The organism is Thermoanaerobacter sp. X514 (genome assembly GCF_000019065.1).
Lineage (GTDB): Bacteria > Bacillota > Thermoanaerobacteria > Thermoanaerobacterales > Thermoanaerobacteraceae > Thermoanaerobacter > Thermoanaerobacter pseudethanolicus.
The window spans coordinates 217,092-237,434 of the sequence record NC_010320.1 but is presented as its reverse complement, the minus strand read 5'-3'; the positions used below and the strand labels follow the sequence as shown (position 1 = coordinate 237,434).

General features: G+C 32.5%; 20 protein-coding genes and 1 pseudogene. 7 read left to right on the top strand and 14 right to left on the bottom strand.

What is annotated here, in order from left to right:
* Positions 1 to 9: 9 nt before the first annotated feature.
* The 6 genes and pseudogenes from TETH514_RS01150 to TETH514_RS01125 form a co-directional block, all read right to left on the bottom strand.
* Positions 10 to 1,134 carry a sugar ABC transporter substrate-binding protein gene (locus TETH514_RS01150; RefSeq protein ID WP_009051908.1) on the bottom strand — a complete coding sequence of 375 codons (1,125 nt, stop codon included), beginning with the start codon at positions 1,132 to 1,134 and terminating at the stop codon, positions 10 to 12.
* 174 nt (positions 1,135 to 1,308) lie between these two features.
* The gene (locus tag TETH514_RS01145) at positions 1,309 to 2,391 is read right to left on the bottom strand and encodes a sugar ABC transporter substrate-binding protein (RefSeq protein ID WP_009051909.1); all 1,083 of its coding nucleotides are present in this window, start codon (positions 2,389 to 2,391) and stop codon (positions 1,309 to 1,311) included.
* Positions 2,381 to 3,994: a response regulator gene (locus TETH514_RS01140; RefSeq protein ID WP_009051910.1), complete on the bottom strand. Its 1,614-nt coding sequence runs from the start codon at positions 3,992 to 3,994 to the stop codon at positions 2,381 to 2,383. The genes TETH514_RS01145 and TETH514_RS01140 overlap by 11 nt, the downstream gene beginning before the upstream one ends.
* A complete protein-coding gene (locus TETH514_RS01135; RefSeq protein ID WP_009051911.1) occupies positions 3,987 to 5,495 on the bottom strand; it encodes a sensor histidine kinase in 1,509 nt (502 codons plus the stop codon). The genes TETH514_RS01140 and TETH514_RS01135 overlap by 8 nt, the downstream gene beginning before the upstream one ends.
* 9 nt (positions 5,496 to 5,504) lie before the next feature.
* Positions 5,505 to 6,512 carry a sugar-binding protein gene (locus TETH514_RS01130; RefSeq protein WP_004400255.1) on the bottom strand — a complete coding sequence of 336 codons (1,008 nt, stop codon included), beginning with the start codon at positions 6,510 to 6,512 and terminating at the stop codon, positions 5,505 to 5,507.
* Between the two features lie 269 nt (positions 6,513 to 6,781).
* Positions 6,782 to 6,946, bottom strand: a pseudogene (locus TETH514_RS01125) (fructose 1,6-bisphosphatase); the annotation flags it as partial.
* A 356-nt stretch (positions 6,947 to 7,302) separates the two neighbouring features.
* On the opposite strand from TETH514_RS01125, the gene TETH514_RS01120 reads away from it, so the two are divergent.
* Positions 7,303 to 7,731 (top strand): PPC domain-containing DNA-binding protein, encoded by a 429-nt coding sequence (locus TETH514_RS01120; protein ID WP_003867068.1) that lies wholly within the window; start codon positions 7,303 to 7,305, stop codon positions 7,729 to 7,731.
* A gap of 8 nt (positions 7,732 to 7,739) precedes the next feature.
* Here the strand turns inward: TETH514_RS01120 and TETH514_RS01115 are convergent, their stop codons facing one another.
* The 4 genes from TETH514_RS01115 to TETH514_RS01100 form a co-directional block, all read right to left on the bottom strand.
* Positions 7,740 to 8,807 carry an NAD(P)/FAD-dependent oxidoreductase gene (locus TETH514_RS01115; protein ID WP_003867069.1) on the bottom strand — a complete coding sequence of 356 codons (1,068 nt, stop codon included), beginning with the start codon at positions 8,805 to 8,807 and terminating at the stop codon, positions 7,740 to 7,742.
* 2 nt (positions 8,808 to 8,809) lie between these two features.
* Positions 8,810 to 9,910, bottom strand: a complete 1,101-nt coding sequence (locus TETH514_RS01110; RefSeq protein ID WP_003867070.1) for an NAD(P)/FAD-dependent oxidoreductase — start codon at positions 9,908 to 9,910, stop codon at positions 8,810 to 8,812.
* A gap of 1 nt (position 9,911) precedes the next feature.
* Complete coding sequence (locus TETH514_RS01105; protein WP_009051913.1) at positions 9,912 to 10,370, bottom strand: DUF2383 domain-containing protein; 459 nt, start codon at positions 10,368 to 10,370, stop codon at positions 9,912 to 9,914.
* Positions 10,371 to 10,457: 87 nt separating this feature from the next.
* Complete coding sequence (locus TETH514_RS01100) at positions 10,458 to 11,393, bottom strand: L-lactate dehydrogenase (RefSeq protein WP_003867072.1); 936 nt, start codon at positions 11,391 to 11,393, stop codon at positions 10,458 to 10,460.
* Positions 11,394 to 11,543: 150 nt separating this feature from the next.
* Between TETH514_RS01100 and TETH514_RS01095 the strand changes: the two genes are divergently transcribed.
* Together TETH514_RS01095 and TETH514_RS01090 are read left to right on the top strand one after the other, a co-directional pair.
* Entirely contained in the window at positions 11,544 to 12,068 is a 525-nt protein-coding gene (locus tag TETH514_RS01095; RefSeq protein WP_003867073.1) for a hypothetical protein, read from the top strand.
* Positions 12,069 to 12,244: 176 nt separating this feature from the next.
* The gene (locus tag TETH514_RS01090) at positions 12,245 to 12,991 is read left to right on the top strand and encodes a DUF881 domain-containing protein (protein WP_009051914.1); all 747 of its coding nucleotides are present in this window, start codon (positions 12,245 to 12,247) and stop codon (positions 12,989 to 12,991) included.
* Positions 12,992 to 13,098: 107 nt separating this feature from the next.
* Here the strand turns inward: TETH514_RS01090 and TETH514_RS01085 are convergent, their stop codons facing one another.
* The 4 genes from TETH514_RS01085 to galT form a co-directional block, all read right to left on the bottom strand.
* A complete protein-coding gene (locus TETH514_RS01085) occupies positions 13,099 to 13,719 on the bottom strand; it encodes a DedA family protein (RefSeq protein WP_003867076.1) in 621 nt (206 codons plus the stop codon).
* Between the two features lie 83 nt (positions 13,720 to 13,802).
* On the bottom strand, positions 13,803 to 14,969 hold the full coding sequence (glgA, locus tag TETH514_RS01080) for a glycogen synthase (RefSeq protein WP_003867077.1): 1,167 nt from the start codon (positions 14,967 to 14,969) through the stop codon (positions 13,803 to 13,805).
* Positions 14,962 to 16,539 (bottom strand): hypothetical protein, encoded by a 1,578-nt coding sequence (locus TETH514_RS01075; RefSeq protein ID WP_003867078.1) that lies wholly within the window; start codon positions 16,537 to 16,539, stop codon positions 14,962 to 14,964. The genes glgA and TETH514_RS01075 overlap by 8 nt, the downstream gene beginning before the upstream one ends.
* A gap of 24 nt (positions 16,540 to 16,563) precedes the next feature.
* Positions 16,564 to 17,535, bottom strand: coding sequence for a galactose-1-phosphate uridylyltransferase (galT, locus tag TETH514_RS01070; protein ID WP_003867079.1), 972 nt, complete (start codon positions 17,533 to 17,535; stop codon positions 16,564 to 16,566).
* A gap of 322 nt (positions 17,536 to 17,857) precedes the next feature.
* Here galT and TETH514_RS01065 point away from each other — a divergent pair, with 322 nt between their 5' ends.
* The 4 genes from TETH514_RS01065 (at position 17,858) to ltaE (ending at position 20,329) form a co-directional block, all read left to right on the top strand.
* Positions 17,858 to 18,034 carry a MarR family transcriptional regulator gene (locus TETH514_RS01065; RefSeq protein ID WP_003867080.1) on the top strand — a complete coding sequence of 59 codons (177 nt, stop codon included), beginning with the start codon at positions 17,858 to 17,860 and terminating at the stop codon, positions 18,032 to 18,034.
* 16 nt (positions 18,035 to 18,050) lie between these two features.
* A complete protein-coding gene (locus tag TETH514_RS01060; protein WP_003867081.1) occupies positions 18,051 to 18,485 on the top strand; it encodes a Fur family transcriptional regulator in 435 nt (144 codons plus the stop codon).
* Between the two features lie 3 nt (positions 18,486 to 18,488).
* On the top strand, positions 18,489 to 19,151 hold the full coding sequence (locus TETH514_RS01055) for a peroxiredoxin (RefSeq protein ID WP_003867082.1): 663 nt from the start codon (positions 18,489 to 18,491) through the stop codon (positions 19,149 to 19,151).
* A gap of 140 nt (positions 19,152 to 19,291) precedes the next feature.
* Positions 19,292 to 20,329, top strand: a complete 1,038-nt coding sequence (gene ltaE, locus TETH514_RS01050) for a low-specificity L-threonine aldolase (protein WP_003867083.1) — start codon at positions 19,292 to 19,294, stop codon at positions 20,327 to 20,329.
* Positions 20,330 to 20,343 lie beyond the last annotated feature (14 nt).

Here is a 20,343-nt window from a genome sequence, read left to right as displayed (position 1 = left end):
CCTCCAACATTATTTAGGCCAAGTAAAATCGCTTTCTTTGTAATATCCCGAATCTATTAAGGCTTGTTTTACATTATTCTTATCTACTACTTGTACAGGAGATGGTTTAGAAGGAACATCTTTTACACCATTATTATAAGTTTTTGTAGATTCTGGTGTTTTTCCGTCTAAATATGTCAAAGCAGCATTTATTGCATCCTTAACAAGAATCCTAACATCTTTGAAGACAGTCATGGATTGTTTTCCATCAATAATGTATTGAATGGATGGTTTTTCAGCATCTTGTCCAGTAATTACATAACTTTTGATGTCCGGATCTGCCTTAAAAGTATCTGCTATTGACCTTGCAGTACCGTCATTAGGAGCAAGTATAAATACATTACCCTTTAAATTTTTTGGCGCCTTAGCAAGGTTTGCCTGAGCAAGGTTTTTAGCAGTATTGAAATCCCAATTTGTAGTAATTTGTCCTATAATACTTGCCATTTCATCACGAGTTAAATCTTTTTTATCTTTTAATGCAACTGCTTTGTCAGAATTTGCAATTACAAAAGTGCCATCAGCGATCTTTGGCTGTAAAACTTCCCATGCTCCTTGGAAGAATAAGAAAGAGTTGTTATCAGATAAAGCACCAGCATAGAGATATAAAGGATTGCCTTTACCTGTTGCATGATCAACTAAATATTGTCCTTGTTCTTTACCTACCTGTACACTATCAAAAGTGACATAATAATCTACTGCATCTGTGTTAAGTATTAATCTGTCATAAGATATAACCTTTACACCTGCTTTTTTAGCTGCCTCTGCAGAAGCTGCTGCCGCATTTGCATCGTGAGGGCACAAAATAAGCACTTTTATACCTTTACTTAGCAAAGTTTCTACATTAGCTTTTTCTTTAGCAGGGTCACCTTGGCTGAAAAGAATTTCAGCAGAATAAGGGGTATTCTTTAATGCATCCTGAAAGCGGGTCTCATCTTGAATCCATCTGGGTTCATCTTTTGTCGGTAATACAATACCAACAGCCAATTGTTTTTTCTCAGAAGTTTGCTTTGAGGAAGAAGAACAACCACCAAGAAAAGCAGATACTAACAATAGGAATGCTATTACTACTACTATAAGTCTGCGCTTGTTACTCATTGTACATTACCTCTCCTTTCTAAAATTTTATTTTAATAATTAATTCTACCTCCCCCCTCAAATTGCCTCTGGAACTTTTTTTGTTATCCTTTACTTTTTTGGCGACCTAAATTTTTTAACTTATTTCTCAGTATTTTTTTGAGACAAAAAAATACAGGCTTAAAGCCTGAATAATCATTTAGCCACATTTCTGTATACCTCATCGCGATTGTGAAAACCGTCTTTTATTACAGTATCATCTATATTAGTTTTATCAACAGCAATTGGTTCAAGAACATAATAAGGAACGTAATATTTTCCGTCATATATGGTATTTTTAATGTCTAATTTTTCTCCTCTCGCAAGTTTCATAGCCATTTTTGCTGTAGCTTCCGCTAATTTATCAATTGGTTTGTACACTGTCATAGCTTGAGTTCCTTCCACTATCCTTTGACATGCAGCAAGGTCAGCATCCTGAGCTGCAACCAATACTTTTCCCGCCAATCTATGCTCTGACAAAGCCTCTATAATTCCTCCTGCTAAAGCATCATCCCCCGCTATCACAGCATCAATTTTTGCACCCTTTTGCAGCAGTTCATCAGTAGAATTAAAAGCGTATTCCGTCATCCAATTAGGCGCCCAATCTTCTTTTACAATTTTTATGTCTCCACTTTCAATTTTAGGTTTTAAAACACTGTCATATCCTTCCTTTATCATCTTTGTGTTGTTATCCGTCGTAGCACCGTTTATTATGAGATAATTTCCTCTTGGCACTCTTTTCACTAAATATTCCGCCATCAGTTTCCCAACTTTCACATTGTCAAAGGATATATAAAGGTCTACATTTGATTTTGTAACAAGCCTGTCATAGGATATCACTTTTACTCCTTCTTTTTGTGCCAAAGATACCGCATAAGAGGCTTTTTCAAGGTCATTTGGAACAATGATAAGTACGTCAATTTTTTGGTCCAAAAGGTATCTCACCTGTTTTAATTGGTCTTGGTCATCATTATTAGCGTTTTGCACTAAAACCTCTGCCCCCAATTCCCGTAACTTTGCCATTACTATATCTCTATCTTTAATCCATCTTTCTTCTTTTAAGGTACCAAGAGAAAAACCAATTTTAATCTTATGCCCTTTTTTATCTAAGGGATTAGAGTTTACATTCTTTACCTCTCTATACGCTACTACATGCTTAACAGTCAAAAAAACTAAAACACCCAAAATAATCATAAGGACAATTGCTACTATCACTTTGATTACATTTTTACTCTCCACCAACTACACCCCCTCCTTTGTAAATAGCCGATCTGTACTCTGTAGGCGTCATCCCTGTAGCTTTTTTAAATATCTTACTAAAATAATTTGGGTCGCTGTAGCCAACCTTGTAGCACACTTCTTTTATGCTTACAGTTTCATCCTCTAAAAGTTCTTTGGCTTTAGTTACTCTCAAATTTGTCAAGTAATCGATGAAATTTTTTCCAGTTTGATCTTTGAAAAATTTACTAAAGTAGTGGTAACTCATATTGACTTCTTTTGCAACGTCATCCAGAGTAATATCTTTATTGAAATTGTCCTCTATAAATCTAATTATTTTGGCTATAAAGGTATCCATTTTTTCTTTGTTGATTGTCTTTATGTTTTCGAATAAATTTTTCAGAGTATTGATAAATATAAACTTTATTTTGTCAACATCGTTTATTTTTAAAATTTCTTCCAGCTCTCTGTTTTCAATAAAATTTTCATCCTCTGCATAATAGGAAAGATTCCTTTTAATAACACCGATTATTTCTATAAGTTTAGCCTTTATTTTATCTATATCTTCTTGGTATTCAAAAACCATCCATTCATAAATTTCATTAAATATAGTAAAAGATCCTTGAAGGTCTCCAGTCATAAGTCTATCAATAAAAAGTCTTTCTTTATTAATAGGATAAGGCTTAAATCTATTTTGTGGCATTGCCATATCATCAAAATGTGCTATCATTTCATTTTTTGTCATTTTTAAAGCTATTTCTGCTTCATAATAAGATTTCAAAATATTTTCGAAACTGTAAACTCTGCCTATTCCAATCCTGTAAGGAATTTTCACTTTTTGGTTTATAGCTTCTATTATCTTCTGCGCTGTTTCTATAGAATTATTTTTAATCTCAAATGAATTTCCCTCCTCCACAGGAAAGTACACAAATAATTTGTCAATAAAGTATGGACCTACCAAACATTTTTTAAAATTTTTTACAATTGTTTTAAAATAATCATAAAAATTTTGTTTCTCTATGCTCAATTTTAGATTTTGATCTTTGATGTTTTTACCAAAATCCTCCACTGTCACTATCATGGCATAACCCCGTTTTAATTCTATTCCAAATACATCTTCATAAAAGGACAAGTCATCATAGGTTATACCACTAAAAAGAGTAGTATACAAAAATTGCCCCTCCAAATAAGGAATAATCTTATTGAGTTTCTCCTTTAACTCTAACTCTTTTAACATTGCCTCTCTTCTTTTTTCAATCACCTCAATAGCTTTCTTTATAGTTTCCACGACTTTATTTCTATTAAGAGGTTTTAAAAGATAATCTAACACTCCAAGGTCTATTGCCTCTTTCGCATAATTAAAATACTCGTAAGCGGTAATAATAACAAAAATTATGTCCTTATGCCTTTCTTTAATTTGCTTTATGGCTTCAATTCCATCTATTCCTGGCATCTTTATATCCATAAAAACTACATCAGGTTTTAAAATTTCCACTTTTTCAATGGCTTCTCTTCCAGATTTAGCAAAACCAATTATATCAGCTTTTACATTATTCTTTTCTATGATAAATTTAATTGAATCTATAACTATTTGCTCATCATCCGCAATAAACAATTTAATCATTTTCTTTATCACCCTTCATTAAAGGAATTTTTAAAGTAACTTTTGTTCCTTCTCCTATTTTGCTATCTATCTCAATTACATCTTCTATAGCAGAAGTGTTATAAAAAAGTCTTAGTCTGTTTATGATATTGTGCATGCCAATACCCGTAACATGCCTTTTAGATAAATCCTCATTGTCTGCTGATAATATTGCCCTTACTTTTTCTTCACTCATTCCTATCCCATTGTCAATAACCTCTATTAAAACTTTATCATTATCCTTCTTTACCGCAAGTTTAATAAAACCTCCTTTTTCTGTATCTTCTAATCCGTGAATAAAAGCATTTTCAACTACAGGCTGAATTATTGTACAAGGCATTTCTACATCTAAAACCCCTTCGTCTACATCTACTTTAAAATCTACTCTGTCGCCAAATCTCGTTTTCAAAATGTACATATATGTCTTTACATTGTTTATCTCGTCTTGCAAAGTAACTGTAGTATCCAATTTTTTTAGATTATATCTAAATAGGTTTGCAACGTTTTCTATAAACTCCGAAGATTTATCTGCCCCTTCCATCATCGCTAATTGTGCAGCTGCATTTAAGGTATTAAAGAGAAAATGTGGATTTATTTGAGACTGCAAAGCCTTAAGTTCTGCCTCTTTTAAAATATTTCTCATTTTGAGATTTTGCATCTCTTGTTCTTTTAATTTTTTCTCTACTTCTGCCTGATTTTTGATTTCCCCTATATAATTTTTTATGCTTACTACCATCTTATTAAAAGCTTCTGCAAGTATATTTATCTCATCGTTTGTCTTTATAGAAAGCGGTCTTACATCAAAATCTCCTTTTGAAACTCTCACTGCCAAATGGGAAAGGTCTATAAGAGGTTTTGTAATTCGATAGGTAAAAAATATTGCAAGAAATATGTTAAAAAGAATAGAACCTATTATCAAAAACACATTCAAATAGCTTATAAACTCCATGTTTTTTGTTATAGATGCATATTTTAAAGAGCCCTCTTGCAATTTACTGTTGAGAAGATTATTAATGTAAAGTTTTATATATTCACTTATTTTATTGGACCTCGTAAAATGTGCAATGTACTCGCTGCTTATCCTGCCTCTTTTAGCATTTATTGCTGCGTCAGTTTCATTCAAAAGGCTTTCAATCATATTCCCTATATCCTTTAACATTAAACCATCCTGGTCATAGTTTTTTTCATTTAAAATAGCGGAGGCTTGTTCTTGAAGTTTGTTATAGAGAGTATAATAATTTAAAAGGGCGTCCGAAGATTTGGTAGATAAATACTTCTCCACTTCTGTTTCCAACATGTTTACATCCGCATTTAAATTGTTAAGGTATATATAATCCACAAAAATTGATTTTAAACGATTTATAACTGATTTTGCATTATAATACGAATAAAAACTTGTGATACCCATTAAAATAGTGATTATGAGGTAATAAACTATCAATTTTCGCCTTATGCCCGTAAATCTCCACATATCTTTTTTCATGCCATCACCTTATTCTATTGATTGTATTCTTTTGAAATATTCTTTGACATTGTCCTTAGTAATAACATTTACTCCTATATCAACAAATGTAGAAACATTATTTTTTTCTTTAATTTCCACCATAGATTTTACACTTTCATATCCTATTCTGTAAGGGTCACTCATAACTGTACCGTATATTATTCCCTTGTCGATATACCTTAAAATATCCGCTGTATCTCCATACCCTACAATCGCTATGTCTCCCACCTTGTTAAAATCAACTATTACTTGTGCAGTACCAATGGTATCCACAGAATCTGTAGTGTAAATGGCATTTATGTTTTGTTTACTGCTTATAATTGACTGAGTAATCTCTTCTGCGCTTAAAGTACCTAATTTTGAAGTGTAAACTTTTACTACTTTCATTTGAGGATAATCCTTTATGGCATCTAAAAAACCATTGATTTTCAAATTTTGATTTACAGTGTCCAATTGATAATCATTACTGACAATTATAGCAATGTTGGCTTTCCCTTTAGTAGCTTGAATCATAAGTTTTCCTGCTTCTTCTCCTAATTGAAAACTGTTAGTACCTATAAAAGCCTGTCTTTTGCTATCTTTCGCGTCATTTTCTATTGTAATTACTGGTATACCTTCTTTATAGGCTTCTTCAATCAAGTCTACAAATTCTTTACTGTTTGAAACATGAGTTATTATACCATCAACTTTAGACAGTATAGCAATATCCAAATATTGAAGTTCCTCTTGGATGTTATTAAATTTTGGCGCATTAAATTCAATTGCAACATTGTAACGTTTTGCAGCATCCATGGCACCCATTTTTACTTCTTTCCAAAAAGGATCTACAGAATTTTGGGCTACCATGTAAAAGTGATACTGAGGCGTTTTTGCAAAAATGGGTTCTTCTACCTTTTGAAGCTTATATAAAAAAATGCTCAATGCTGCTATCAAAATGACCAAAATTAAAATGACCTTGTCCATTAACTTAAAAAACTTCTCATTTAACGTTTTCATAAAAATCGCTATTTCCTCCTTACGTCTCTTTTACACTCATAATAAAATATTGACGATTAAATATCAACTTAAAATTATTAAATAGTTGTCACATAAAAATTGTCCAATCTTTTATATTTATTCGATAAACTTTTCAAAAATCCTTTCTTGAAAAAATGTAAAAATGAGGCGCAATTTGCACCTCATTCTTCCTCCCATCTCCCTTGAAGTTTTTCAACAAGATAGGGATTAGCAAAAGGTTCCAACGCTTCACCTACTGCTGGAAAACCAAGTTCAATGTCATCTCCTACTCTAGTCACATAAAAATCGATGAGCATTTTTCCTTTTTCTTTTAAATGTTTGTTAGCAAGCTCTAGAAGTTCAGGATGTACATCTGTATGCCCTACAAAGCCACCAACATCTGCTTTAATCACAGTTAAAGTTATTTTGGACATAAAATCTTCCTCCTTTTTACATTAGTATGTTATATTTTATTAATAATGTTATGCTATTTATACTTATATTATAAATTATTATATCTATTTTTCAACAATATGTCCTATTTATTTCGGATGCTCTTACGTTCATTTTTATCGTTTGAAATCAAAAACAACAATGAAACGTTTGATATTAGGTAAATCCATTGATTCTTGGTTTACCGTAGATATAGGAAAACCTGAAGTTTTCATATTAAACTCACTCCTTTCGCACATGAACCAAAAAGGTATATATCCTCTGCAAATTCCACACTCAAGCAAGTTTATGATATAATTAATAATGTAAAAAATAAAAGTTAAAAGGATGTGGTTTTATGGGGTATAAAAGTGTACTAATTGAGAGAAAGTTCATGGGTAGATTTCCATACGGGAAAGACTTACTTGAAGAAATCAATAAACTGATTACAGAAGAAAACATACTCTCAGGAGAAATACGCATAATAGGTGCTGTGTCAAAAGCCATATTTGGCTACTATGATGCACAAAGCAAAAGCTACATCTACATATCAAAAGACGAGCACATGGAAATACTAAATGCCATAGGAAATATCTCAGTAAAAGATGGCAAGCCCTTTGCCCATGTCCACATAACATTAGCAGATAAGAACGGAAACGCTTTTGGCGGCCATTTAATGGAAGGGACAATAATATTTGCTGCAGAATTCGTAATAACAGATTACGGTGACAATAAACTGGAAAGAGTTTACGATGAAACAACAGGACTTCAATTGTGGAATATTTAAGACCCAGTTTAATTGCTGGGTCTTTGATATTTTGTAAAATAATGTAAATACTTTATCACATCCAAATTAGTTTTATACATGATCCTTTTAATTATGGGATTTCCAATCACTTTTACTATTCTATCATAGTCTTCATTTTTTATACCATCCATCATCTTCCTAAAATCTACAAGTTTATCAACTTTATCTGTTATTTTCTTAACTTTTTTCTCATAATTTTCGCCATGTATTATTGATTTAGCTGAATAAACTGCACTTTCTATAGCATTTAAAAGTCCAAATCCTAAAAAAGGATCTAAAAAACCTCCTGCATTTCCTATTAGATATATATTATCTATCTGATGTCTATCTGTTATACTTATGTCTAATTCCGTCTCAAAAGTTTCTATCATCTCATAATTTAATTTTTCTTGATACAAAAAGGTGTGCCACATATTTTCAATCTCTTCTTTTTGCGTATAAGTAGCCACAAGAATTATTGATGCTTTATTTTTACTAAAAGGCACAAGATAGCCAAAACCTGACCTTGCATATAGAGTGTTAAGCCATAAATACACAGTATTAGGCTCAAAATCCCCTAATGCAATTCCTCCTTTAATCCTTGAAGAAACTATATTTTTAACTTTTGTAAGTTGTTTTGCTATCATGCTGCTGCCTGTAGCAACTACCATGTAATCATAAGATTGGGCTAATTCCCTATAATCCGCATTAACATTAAAATTTATTTTTGCATTTATTTTTTTTGCCAATTGGTTTTCTATGCTTTCCTGTTCTTGACCCCTTTTTACAATATATCCAAGTTTTTTACCTTCAATGAAAGCTTCCCTCTTTGGAGATTTGATAACTATCTTTTTTACTTCAGTTAAAGGCTCAATTAAAATTCCAAACTCTTTAGCTATAAACTTAAGAGGATCCTTATAAGGTCTATGCACAATCTGCAATAACAATTCTCCATAAGAATACAGGCTTCCAATTGTATGTTTTCTTTCGTAAATATCACAAGGTACACCTAATTTCTCGAGAGTATATGCACAACATAGGCCTGCTACTCCTGCTCCAATTATTGCTACTCTCATTTTCATACCTTCTTTCTGTGTTCATAAGGTTTATTATTCATTTTATTTATTGCATATTTCATAAAAATAGAGCCATATTTTATAGCATTGAAATTAGTATTGTAAACAAGTTTTTTCACAGGAGGAAAAGTAAGAATTTTTATAAACTTATCCAACTTATCATTGTCCATAAGGTCTAAAGCTTTTCTAAATTCCAACATCTTTATATTTGCTTCAGACAAAAATCTTATTTCTTTTTTAAAATCGACTCCCTCAGCTATACTTTTTGCTGCTATAGCTCCACTTACAGTTGAGTTAAAAGTCCCAAACCCTAAAAAAGGCTCTATCGCTCCTCCTGCATTCCCAACAAAAAGCAGATTTTCATATTGATGTGGGAAACAATTACCCGAAATATGCTCCAAATCCACCATATTTACAATATCCACATTCATCTTTTCTACCTTTAGAAATGTATCCCAATAATACTGCAACTCTTCTTTTGAAATATAAGGTACTACCATAGCTAAGACAGCTCTTTTTTCATTATAAGGCATGAGATATACATAACCGCTTTTAGTGTAAAGAGTGTTTATCCACATTAAAAGAGTTTTCGTGTCAAAATTCCCCAAAACATTTGCTACCCTCACCCAGGTCGTCACCAACTCTTGCCAACAACCTAATTCTTTTGGAATCTGCGAACTTCCCGTAGCAATAATGACATAATCGTAATCATTTTTTAACTTCTTATAATCAGCTTCTATATTGAAATTAACTGGTATTTCTAACTTATTATACAATTGATTTTCAAGAGAGTTTGCGTCCTGTCCTCTTAAAATCATATACCCAAGATTACTCCCAGTAACAGAAGCTGTTACAGTTGGCCCCTTCATTACTATTTTGTCAATGGTGTTAATTGGTTTAACTTCTATTCCATAAACATTTTTAAGATGATGAAGCGGATCCTTTATAGGCCTATTTATCACTTTTAATAACCCCGCAACATGGTTAAATAATTCACCTATTTTGCACTTTTTTTCAAAAATATCTGGTGTAATGCCATACCTTTGAAAAGTAATTGCCGCAGCCAGCCCTGAAACACCAGCACCAATAATAGCCACTTTCATATTAACTCATCTCCGGTGTATTTAAAACTGTGTTATTTGGAATAGAAGGTTTCGATTCCAGACTTTCAATCTCCATTTGAAGAATAGAAATAAATCTCATAACATCATCCCTCATTTGAGTAAACAACTGCCTAACGTAAGGATTAGTAACATTCACAACAGTTTCATTATAGAAGGCTTGAATATTAACTAAATTTTTTAATAAATCTTGAAGCATGTCTAAAGGTTCTTGAGACATATTTTTTTTGACAAGGGAATTAATATGCATAGTCTTTTGTGCCTTTTTTATGTCTTCTTTATGATTTTTTATCATTATTTCAATTTGCTTTAACAATGCTTTTATTTGATTATCTACTGATTCTTTCCCATATTCTCTTACTTTATCCAACAGTATCTTTTCTAAATTTTGTGCTTCAACAAAGGCACTTAAAATAATCTCCTGCTGAGTTATTTTCTGCACGACTATCACACCCTAAAAAATCATTATTTTAATTATTATATTTTCACGCTGTGACTTTTTATATACAAAAAAAGAGGGTTTCCCCTCTTATATATCAAGCTCTTGTATTACACTTTTGATAACTTCGGCTGATCTTCTAAAAGCAGCAATTTCTTCCTGTGAAAGTGGTAATTCAAGTATATTTACGATTCCATTTCGTCCAACAACGGAGGGAAGGCTCAAAGCCACATTTGTAACACCATATTGGCCGGTTAGCGGAGATGACACAGTCAAAATGGAATTTTCATCTCTGAAAATAGCTTCTACGATTCTTCTTACTGCGAGAGCAACCGCATAATATGTCGCACCCTTTTTTTCTATTATCGTATAGGCAGCTCTTACAACATTATTAAAAATCTCCTCTCTAAAATCTTTTTCACATGCTTTTCCACATAAATTGCAGTAATTATCAATTGGTATGCCTGCTATGTTCGTAATGCTCCAAGCTGCAAGCTCAGAATCGCCATGCTCCCCAATTATATATCCGTGTATATTCCTCGGATCTATGTTACAATGTTTGCTTAAAAGATATCTGAATCTCGCACTGTCGAGAACTGTGCCAGACCCCAATACTCTTCCGTATGGCAAGCCAGATATTTTATAGGTAACGTATGTAAGAATATCTACTGGATTTGTAACTATAAGGTATATTGCTGTGTCATTTACTTTAATAAGTTTTGCCACTATGTCTTTAAAAATCATCGTATTTCTCTTCACTAAGTCAAGTCTGGTTTCTCCCGGTTTTTGTGCTGCTCCCGCTGTAATGATTATTATGTCAGAACCTGAAACATCACTATAATCTCCCGCGTACAATTCAACTGGACTAATAAACGGTACGCCGTGGCTTATATCAAGAGCATCGCCTTCTGCTTTGTCTTTATTAATATCTATTAATACAATAGTTTTGGCAATCCCACTCAAAGCCAGTGTGTATGCAGTAGTAGCACCGACAAATCCAGAACCTATTATAGATATTTTGTTCATAATATCTTCTCCTTTTCAATATTAATTTTCTATTAATAATAGTCTATCAAATTTCAAAAAATAGTCAAGTCTATTTTTTCTCTAATAATTTAAAATATTCAACGTTTAAAATGATTCCTCTGTGGAATATTAAGAAAGAGGTGATATTTTATGGGAGATATACATGAAATAAAGTCTTTGATGGAAGAACTCATAAAAAGTGAAAAAGATAAAGAGATGGCAAATAAAAAAATGCAAGAAGTGCTTGTAAAATCCATTTCAGAAATAAAAAACATACTTTTGGCAATAAAAAAATACATAGGAGTCGAAAATATAAAACTTAGAAGTTATAGCGGAAAAACTTTTGAAATAGGAGAAGGTATAATAATTTACGATAAAAGCATAGATGAAAAAATAGTTTTAAAACCCGACAACATTTTTTATCACTATAAAATAGAAGGGGAGGAATTAATCGCAGTTCCAATCTCCGACCTTGAAATGCATAATTACATTACTTATGATACGCTTTTTGAAACTGTAAAAAACTCCCTTAAAAAATGTATACAAAAAAACGAAGAAGATATACGCCTATATAGAAGTACCATGTTGAAAATAGATAAATACAATAAAGAATTAGAAGAAATATTGTCACTAAAAAATTCTATAGAAAATAAAATAAAAAATGACAACCTCTGATATGAAAAATGTCAGAGGTTTTGTAACTTTTTTGTAATAAAAACTTAATAATTTCTTAATAAATTTTAACATTTTCCATGTTATAGTATTTATAGAGTATCATAGTTATTTATAAAAGTGCATATAAGCTGAAACCAAAAGCAAGACGAAGATGTCTTTTTATATAGAGAAAGGATGTGGAGAAATTGAAAGGAAAGGCATTGCAAACTTTATCTTTGATACTTGTATTTATTGCAATGGGTCTCATGATTTCTATGCAATTTAAAACTGTACAAGGCGGCGATAAACCTCCTACCTCTATTTCAGTTACAAACTCTGCAAGATTAGAAGAACTTACTCAACAGCTCAAAAAAGCTCAAGAAGAAAAGGCAAATTTAGAACAGCAATTAGAAGAACTCACTAAAAGATTTAAAGAGTACGAAGATGTTGCATCAAAAGATGATGCCGCTTTAAAAAATCTACAGCAGGATGTTGAAAAATACAAAATTTTAGCAGGACTTACAGATATGGTAGGCCCAGGAGTTATAGTAACGGTAAATGACAGCGACTTACAGCCTCGAGACGGGGAAGACCCTAATTTGTACTTAGTCCATGATGAAGATTTATTAAGTATTGTAAATGAATTGAAAGCGGGTGGAGCTGAAGCAATAGCTATAAACAACCAAAGAATAATTGCAACATCTGAAATACGATGCGTAGGTCCAACGATAATCATAAACTCTACCAGGTATGCTCCTCCTTACGTAATAAAAGCAATAGGAGACCCTGACACATTGCAAGCAGCTCTTAATTTAAAAGGCGGAATAGTAGATACTTTAAGATTTTATGGTATTAAAGTAGACATACAAACTTCTGATAAAATAGTGGTACCTAAATACAGTGACCCTATTAAATTCTTTTACGCTAAACCTGTGACTCCCTAAACTCTCTTACCTTTTAATAAAGGATAAACTTCCGACACATTCTCTAAACTCATAGCATATATCCTCTATATCTAAAAGATCAGATACATTTGCTATCTTCTTAATAGTTACGTTAGATACTTTTCTTTCATCCAAAGGAGTACCTTCCAAACTACATATAAAAATATCATAAAGCCTATTGTGGAAGCAAAATACACCCAAGGCGGTTGGCTCTTTCCGAAAAAGTTTATGTTAATCAATTGTTTTGCAGCAAGATAAGACACTACTGCCCAAAAAGTAGACCATATAAAATCAGCAATAGCAGAAAACACCACATACACAGTAAAATTCATACGCGTTATTCCCGAGGCCCAAATAGCCGGGGTCCGCGGAAGTCCTATTAGCCTACCTAATAAAACCGTAAATCCTCCATATTTAGCAAACCATTTATCCATAGCTTCAAGGTCTTTTACTGTTATTTTTAGATATTTACCGTACTTTTCAACAACAGGCCTACCTTTATAATAGCCTACCAAATAAGCTATCACATTTCCTGTCACATTTCCTAATGCAGCGATGACTATAACATAAAAAAGGTTCATTTCCCCCTTTGAAACCAAGTACGCTGCAGCGAAAAATAATATTTGCACTGGTCCCGGCATTCCAGTTCCTTCAATCATAAGCCCTATAAAAAGCGCTATGTAGCCATAAATTATTACCGAATTATAAAGAAAAGATTCTCCTTCCATGGCCACACCATCCATTATTTTTTTAAGTTTATTATAACACAAAAAAACAAAGCAGGGAAATTGTCACCCCTGCCTTAGCGCATTTATTTTTTATATTTCTCTATTACATCCTTGTACATCTCATAAGTCTTTTTGGCGATGCTTTCCCAACTAAACATCTCTTCAACACGTTTTCTCCCATTTTCTCCAAACTTTACAGCTAAATCTTTGTTATTTAAAAGTATGTTTATATATTTTGCCAATTCTTCAGAATTGCCTGGTTCTACAAGGAATCCTGTCTCTTCATGAACTACAACCTCTTTAATTCCTCCTGTAGCACTTGCCACAACAGGAGTTTTACAAGCCATTGCTTCTAAGTTTATTATACCAAAAGGCTCATAAATAGAAGGACAAACAAAAACTTCAGCATTGCTGTACAACTCTATAATTTCTTCTTTTTCTACCATTTTATTTATCCAAATAATATTGTCGTAAAGTTTAACCTTTTGCTCTACTTCTTCTAAAACCTCTTGTGTATCTGGAGAACTAGCACATAGTACAACCTTTATATCCTTAGGTAGATACTTTACTGCATCTATTAAATAAGTAATGCCCTTTTGCCTTGATATTCTTCCTACAAAGAGAATGTATTTACCCTCAATTCCATATTTTTTGCGAGCAATATTTCTATCTGTTTTCTGGTATTGGTTCAAATCTATGCCGTTATATATAACTTCAGCTTTTTCTTCTGGAATATTGTAATACTTCAATATATCTTCTTTCGATCCTTGTGATACTGCTATAACCCTATCAGCGGCTTCAATTCCTGTTTTTTCCATCCAAGAACTTAGCTTATATCCATTTCCTAACTGTTCCTCTTTCCATGGCCTTAAAGGCTCAAGGCTGTGAATTGTAACTACAAGGGGTTTATCATACAATTTTTTAGCTAAAAAGCCCGCCATGAAAGTATACCAGGTATGGCAGTGTAAAATATCTGAGTCTATCTCATCTTTCACCATTGCCAAATCTATGGAAAAAGGCCCCAAAACTTTCTGATATCTTGGATCTGAATTTTCCTTTAACTTATCCCACTCTTTATATCCACGGACTTTTACATTATCAGCCGTATAATCTTGGTCACCAAAGCATCTCACATCTACTTTCATCAGTTTAGACAGTTCCCTGACAAGATAATCTACATGAACGCCAGCTCCACCGTAAATATTAGGTGGGTATTCATTTGTAAACATTGTAACTTTTAACTTATCCATAATTTACCTCCGATCTGTGCTTTTCTAATTTCAAATCCTCAATACACTCTAAAATACCTTTTAAAGGTATTCTAAACCAAGAAGGTCTATTATTTACCTCATAAATTCCTTCAAAAAGAGCTTTATCTAATTTAAAAATAGCTAAAGCCTTATCAAAGTTTTTACCTTCTGGTACAATGTCTGGTGCTTCCCTTGTCACCAATTCCAAATAGTTTTCCACAAAGGTCTCTGTGACAGCTTTTTCCCACCATAATAGCGCTTTTTCTATTTTTTCATCCCGAAACTTACCTTTTGCATTAAGATAATTAAAATAAGCAGCATAAGCAGCATAACTAAAAGAGCGTATCATGCCTGCCACATCTTTTAATGGAGATATTTTTTTTCTCCTCACCTCAATAGGTTTTGTCGGTTCCCCTTCAAAATCTATTATCACATATCCCTCTTCAGTCTTTAAAATTTGCTCTAAGTGTAGGTCTCCATGACATCTTATATATTTGCCAAAAACAGCAGTATCTTTAAATTCTTCTAATTTGCTCATTAAAAAATCTTGTTGCTTTACAATCTCTTCTATCATTGAAGTTATTTGTTCATCGAAAGTTGACAATTTTACAAAATTTAAAAGTTTAGTAAAATTATTTTTTATACTTTTTACTATTTCTTCAACATCTGATATTTCCACATTTCTTTTAGCAAAATCTTCTTTATCAATATAAGACAATTTAATATGCATATCGGCAATTATCCTTGCTATCCCTCTTACCTCTTCAAGGTAATTGCTCAAGTATCCTTCTACGTAACTTTCCTTAATTTCATCATAATCGGATAAAGTAGAAATTACAGAAGACAAATACTCTTCGGTATATTGCCACATGTCTCCCATGTTTTTAATGTGTTCCACTATTATAGCAACAGTGTACCTTTCTCTGTTCCTGTCTTTATATAAAAAATATCCTCTTATATCTTGAACATTTCCAAAACCTGCATTTTTAAGTTCAAAAGTCATTTCAAGGTCAGGATTAACTCCTTTTACAAATTTTCTATAAGTCTTTATTATTTCATCTTTTTGCAAAAATGTTAAACTATTACTAGACTTATTGCTCAGCCTTCTTGAACTGTATATATCGTCTTTTTTAAGATTATAAGGAATTAATTGGGCACCAGACTCAAATTTTATAACTGTTTCTTCACTTAACACTTTATTTAAAAACTTAACATAATTTATATCGTCAATTCCATCGTATATAAAAGCTTTTAAATTTGGATTCTCAATAATATCTATTAAATCATTATTCCTAAAATAAGGAGTTATAATTAAAGGCACATAATAAAGCAAAGTAATCTCTTTCTTACTCGTTGGAGCTTTCACCACAAAAGCTATAATAGCTGCAATTATAATCTCAGTTTCCTTTTTAGACAATATTGCATAATCAAATAAAAATATATCTAAAATATTATAAGCCTTCTCCTGAAACCACCTAAACTTTTTAAAATTGTCTTTATCTATATTTTTAATTATATCTTTCAGTTTTGTAGGTATATCTTCAAAGTTGAAGGTTTTATCAATATACATTTGACCACTTCTTTCAATAGAATTTCATTCTATTCTTAAAACTGATGCTGCCAATTCTGGTGGCACAGGATTTATATAAACTCCTGTCCCTAACTCGAAACCAGCTGCCACAGTAAGCCTTGGAATAATTTCAATATGCCAATGATAATTTCTTATATCAGAAATTGGTAATGTGTGAATCACAATATTATATGGAGGCAAGTTAAATTCTTTCTCGTACTTTTCTATAAGAGGCTTCAAAATTTCAGTCAGACTTGCAATATTTCCTTCTCTTAACTCTTCAAATCGCTCCTGATGCTCTTTGGGCATTACCCATGACTCATAAGGATATTGAGATGCATAAGGGGCTATAATAATGAAACTCTCATTTTCAGCTATTATCCTTTTACCTTCTTCTTTTTCATATTTGACAATTTCACAATAAGGACATTTGCCCTTCTTCTTAATATATTCTTGTGTACCTGTTACCTCTTTTTCTACTACATCTGGAATAAAAGAAATAGCTATAATCTGCCAGTGCCCGTGTTCTAAGGAAGCTCCTCCTCTTGCTCCAAAATTTTTGAACACCTGAATGTATTTTATTTTATCGTCTTGAGCAATTTTTTTATAACGCTCAATTATTGCCATAAAAACTTTTTGCATTTGCCCTAAAGATAAACTTCCAAAAGTTACATCGTGTTCTGGTGACTCTACTATCACTTCTGCTACACCATAACCATATTCTGCTTTATAAAGGGATGGTACCTCAAAGCTCTTTAAATCCCTATTCACGGCTGCAAATTTATTTTCAAATCCTCTCACTAACCAGTTCCCTTTTTTATCCTTAATTTCAACTAAAGTAGGAGGAGTCATCTCTTCATTCATGGGGCAAAAAGGGCAAGTATTATTATTTTTCTTTCCCTCATAGTTTACATTGAAATCATGAGGTCTTTTACCTCGCTCTGTAGCTATAATTACCCTTTTACCAGTTATAAGGTCATATCTTATTTCGGACATTTGTAAGACCTCTCCTATTCTTTTTAGTAAATGCAATCGAATGCATCCCACATTAAAAAAAGAATTTGATTAATTTTGAAAATTAATCAAATCGGGGAGAAATGTCAAGAACTTTTATGCAACCGAATGCATTCTACTATTATAATATACTTTTCCTTTAAAATTGTCAATGTTTTTTTGAAGATTACTGCTTCATTTTTTAATAATTTCTTCTCATGAAGGAAAAAATAAAACAAAAAACTGTTGACAAAACTAAAAATTAATATTATAATAAAATTGAAATCAATACAAAATTAAATTTAATACAAATGAGGTGAGATAAATGGAAGTAAAAGAGTTGGTACTAAAAACTTTAAAAGAATCCTCTGAACCTTTAAGACCAGGAGATATTGCTCAAAAAGCTAATTTAGACAAAAAAGAAGTAGACAAAGCTATAAAAGAGCTAAAAAAAGAGGACTTGATAATGTCTCCCAAAAGATGCTACTACGCAGCAAAATAATCGTGAGAAAGAAGTAATGAAAATGACTTATACAATAGAGCAATTAAAAGATTATTTAAAGAGACATGATATAAAGCCTTCTACCATAAGGATAAAAGTATTAGAATACCTTTTAAACAATAGAATACACCCAACAGCTGATGACATTTATCAATACTTGATAAGCGAAATACCAACCCTTTCAAAAACCAGTATTTACAACACATTGGAATTGTTTATGGAAAAAGGAGTTGTAAATGCTTTATCTTTGAAAGAAAAAGAATTGCGATATGATATAAACACTTACTTTCACGGACACTTTAAATGTGAAATATGTGGCAACGTATATGATTTTCCCGTATCAGAGGAAATTATAAATGTAGAAGAATTAAAAGGCTTTGTAATTAGAAATGTTGACATAAATGTTTATGGCATATGCAAAAAATGTAATGAGAAAAATAAGGAGGTTTAAAAAATGGAGGAAATTAGAATGAAATTGTTAGGAGAAAAATTCCCATCTATGGAGGTAGTAACAACTCAAGGAGTAAAGAGACTGCCTGAGGATTACGCGGGAAAGTGGTTTGTGCTTTTTAGCCACCCAGCAGACTTTACACCAGTTTGCACAACAGAATTTGTAGAATTTGCAAGGAAAGCTAATGACTTTAAAGAATTAAACACTGAATTAATAGGTCTATCAGTTGACCAAGTTTTCTCCCACATAAAATGGGTAGAGTGGATAAAGGACAACACAAACATAGCTATTCCTTTCCCAGTAATAGCTGATGACTTAGGAAAAGTCTCTAACCAATTAGGAATGATTCATCCAGGCAAAGGTACCAATACTGTAAGAGCAGTATTTATAGTAGACGACAAAGGAACAATAAGACTTATAATGTATTATCCACAAGAAGTTGGAAGAAATGTAGATGAAATATTAAGAGCATTAAAAGCATTGCAAACAGCAGACCAATACGGCGTGGCACTCCCTGAAAAATGGCCAAATAACTACTTAATTAAAGACCATGTAATAGTCCCACCATCCACTGATGAAGCTTCTGCAAATGAAAGAAAAGAAAAAATTAAATCAAAAGAAATTGAAGCTTTTGACTGGTGGTTTGTACACAAGCCTTTGAAATAAGGTCACTCATAAAATATCCCTTCTTTTCGACAGCGACGACCTCTTTAACAAAGTAGGTCGTCGCTTTAGTTTGCTGATAAATGAAATCTTTATGAGATGTGATATAATGGAAGTAAGCTTAAGTTGATAGGGGGATAAAAATGAAATATATAGATTTGAGAAGCGATACAGTAACTCTTCCAACACAAGAAATGCGAGAAGCTATGTATAAAGCTGAGGTAGGTGATGACGTCTACGGCGAAGAACCTACAGTGAGAAAACTTGAAGAAATGGCAGCAGAAATGTTGGGAAAAGAAGCAGCAATGCTAGTAACAAGCGGTACACAAGGTAACCAAGTCTCAATAATGACTCACACTCATCCAGGAGAAGAAATTATTGTAGAAGAAAACTGCCATATCATAACTTATGAAGTTGGAGGAGTGGGATACCTTGCAGGCGTACAGACAAAAGCTTTGAAAAGCAACAAAGGTGTCTTAAATCCTGCCGATGTAGAAAAGGCCATAAGGCCAAAGGACATACATTACCCCGTCACAAGTCTTATCTGCCTTGAAAATACTCATAACAGAGCTGGTGGCACTGTAACTCCAATTGAAATTATGAAGGAAATATACGAAATAGCTCAAAAACATAATATACCTGTTCATTTAGATGGTGCGAGAATATTCAATGCCGCTACTTATCTTAAAGTAGATGTAAGAGAAATAGCCAAATATGCAGATAGTGTAATGTTTTGCCTCTCCAAAGGCTTATGCGCCCCTATTGGGTCGGTAGTCGTCGGCACAAAAGATTTCATTGAAAAAGCAAGAAAATACCGCAAAATGTTAGGTGGTGGAATGAGACAAGCAGGTTTTATTGCAGCTGCTGGCATTGTAGCACTTGAAAAAATGACAAAAAGGCTACAGGAAGACCATGACAATGCAAGATTTTTAGCAGAAGGATTAAAAAATATACCGGGAATAAACCTCGACCTGGAAACAGTGCAGACTAATATTGTAATGACAGACATTTCAGGCACAGGAATGACAGGTAAGGAACTATCCTTAAGACTAAAAGAGCATGGAATTTTAATAAACGGCGGGAATGATTTTGCAGTAAGATTTGTAACTCATTATTACATAAGTAAAAAAGAGATTGAAAAAACTCTCGATGCAATTGAGAAAATTGTAAGACAGTTTTAGAGAGAAGGTATCCC

Bases quoted from the DNA above. Each gene is read 5' to 3' on its own strand.
- TETH514_RS01095 (WP_003867073.1), top strand. From the start codon at position 11,544: ATGGGAGATATACATGAAATAAAGTCTTTGATGGAAGAACTCATAAAA.
- TETH514_RS01100 (WP_003867072.1), bottom strand. From the start codon at position 11,393: ATGAACAAAATATCTATAATAGGTTCTGGATTTGTCGGTGCTACTACT.
- glgA (WP_003867077.1), bottom strand. From the start codon at position 14,969: ATGGATAAGTTAAAAGTTACAATGTTTACAAATGAATACCCACCTAAT.
- TETH514_RS01120 (WP_003867068.1), top strand. From the start codon at position 7,303: ATGGGGTATAAAAGTGTACTAATTGAGAGAAAGTTCATGGGTAGATTT.
- TETH514_RS01055 (WP_003867082.1), top strand. From the start codon at position 18,489: ATGGAGGAAATTAGAATGAAATTGTTAGGAGAAAAATTCCCATCTATG.
- TETH514_RS01115 (WP_003867069.1), bottom strand. From the start codon at position 8,807: ATGAGAGTAGCAATAATTGGAGCAGGAGTAGCAGGCCTATGTTGTGCA.
- TETH514_RS01110 (WP_003867070.1), bottom strand. From the start codon at position 9,910: ATGAAAGTGGCTATTATTGGTGCTGGTGTTTCAGGGCTGGCTGCGGCA.
- TETH514_RS01060 (WP_003867081.1), top strand. From the start codon at position 18,051: ATGAAAATGACTTATACAATAGAGCAATTAAAAGATTATTTAAAGAGA.
- ltaE (WP_003867083.1), top strand. From the start codon at position 19,292: ATGAAATATATAGATTTGAGAAGCGATACAGTAACTCTTCCAACACAA.
- TETH514_RS01130 (WP_004400255.1), bottom strand. From the start codon at position 6,512: ATGAAAACGTTAAATGAGAAGTTTTTTAAGTTAATGGACAAGGTCATT.
- TETH514_RS01140 (WP_009051910.1), bottom strand. From the start codon at position 3,994: ATGATTAAATTGTTTATTGCGGATGATGAGCAAATAGTTATAGATTCA.
- galT (WP_003867079.1), bottom strand. From the start codon at position 17,535: ATGTCCGAAATAAGATATGACCTTATAACTGGTAAAAGGGTAATTATA.
- TETH514_RS01085 (WP_003867076.1), bottom strand. From the start codon at position 13,719: ATGGAAGGAGAATCTTTTCTTTATAATTCGGTAATAATTTATGGCTAC.
- TETH514_RS01150 (WP_009051908.1), bottom strand. From the start codon at position 1,134: ATGAGTAACAAGCGCAGACTTATAGTAGTAGTAATAGCATTCCTATTG.
- TETH514_RS01075 (WP_003867078.1), bottom strand. From the start codon at position 16,539: ATGTATATTGATAAAACCTTCAACTTTGAAGATATACCTACAAAACTG.
- TETH514_RS01135 (WP_009051911.1), bottom strand. From the start codon at position 5,495: ATGAAAAAAGATATGTGGAGATTTACGGGCATAAGGCGAAAATTGATA.
- TETH514_RS01065 (WP_003867080.1), top strand. From the start codon at position 17,858: ATGGAAGTAAAAGAGTTGGTACTAAAAACTTTAAAAGAATCCTCTGAA.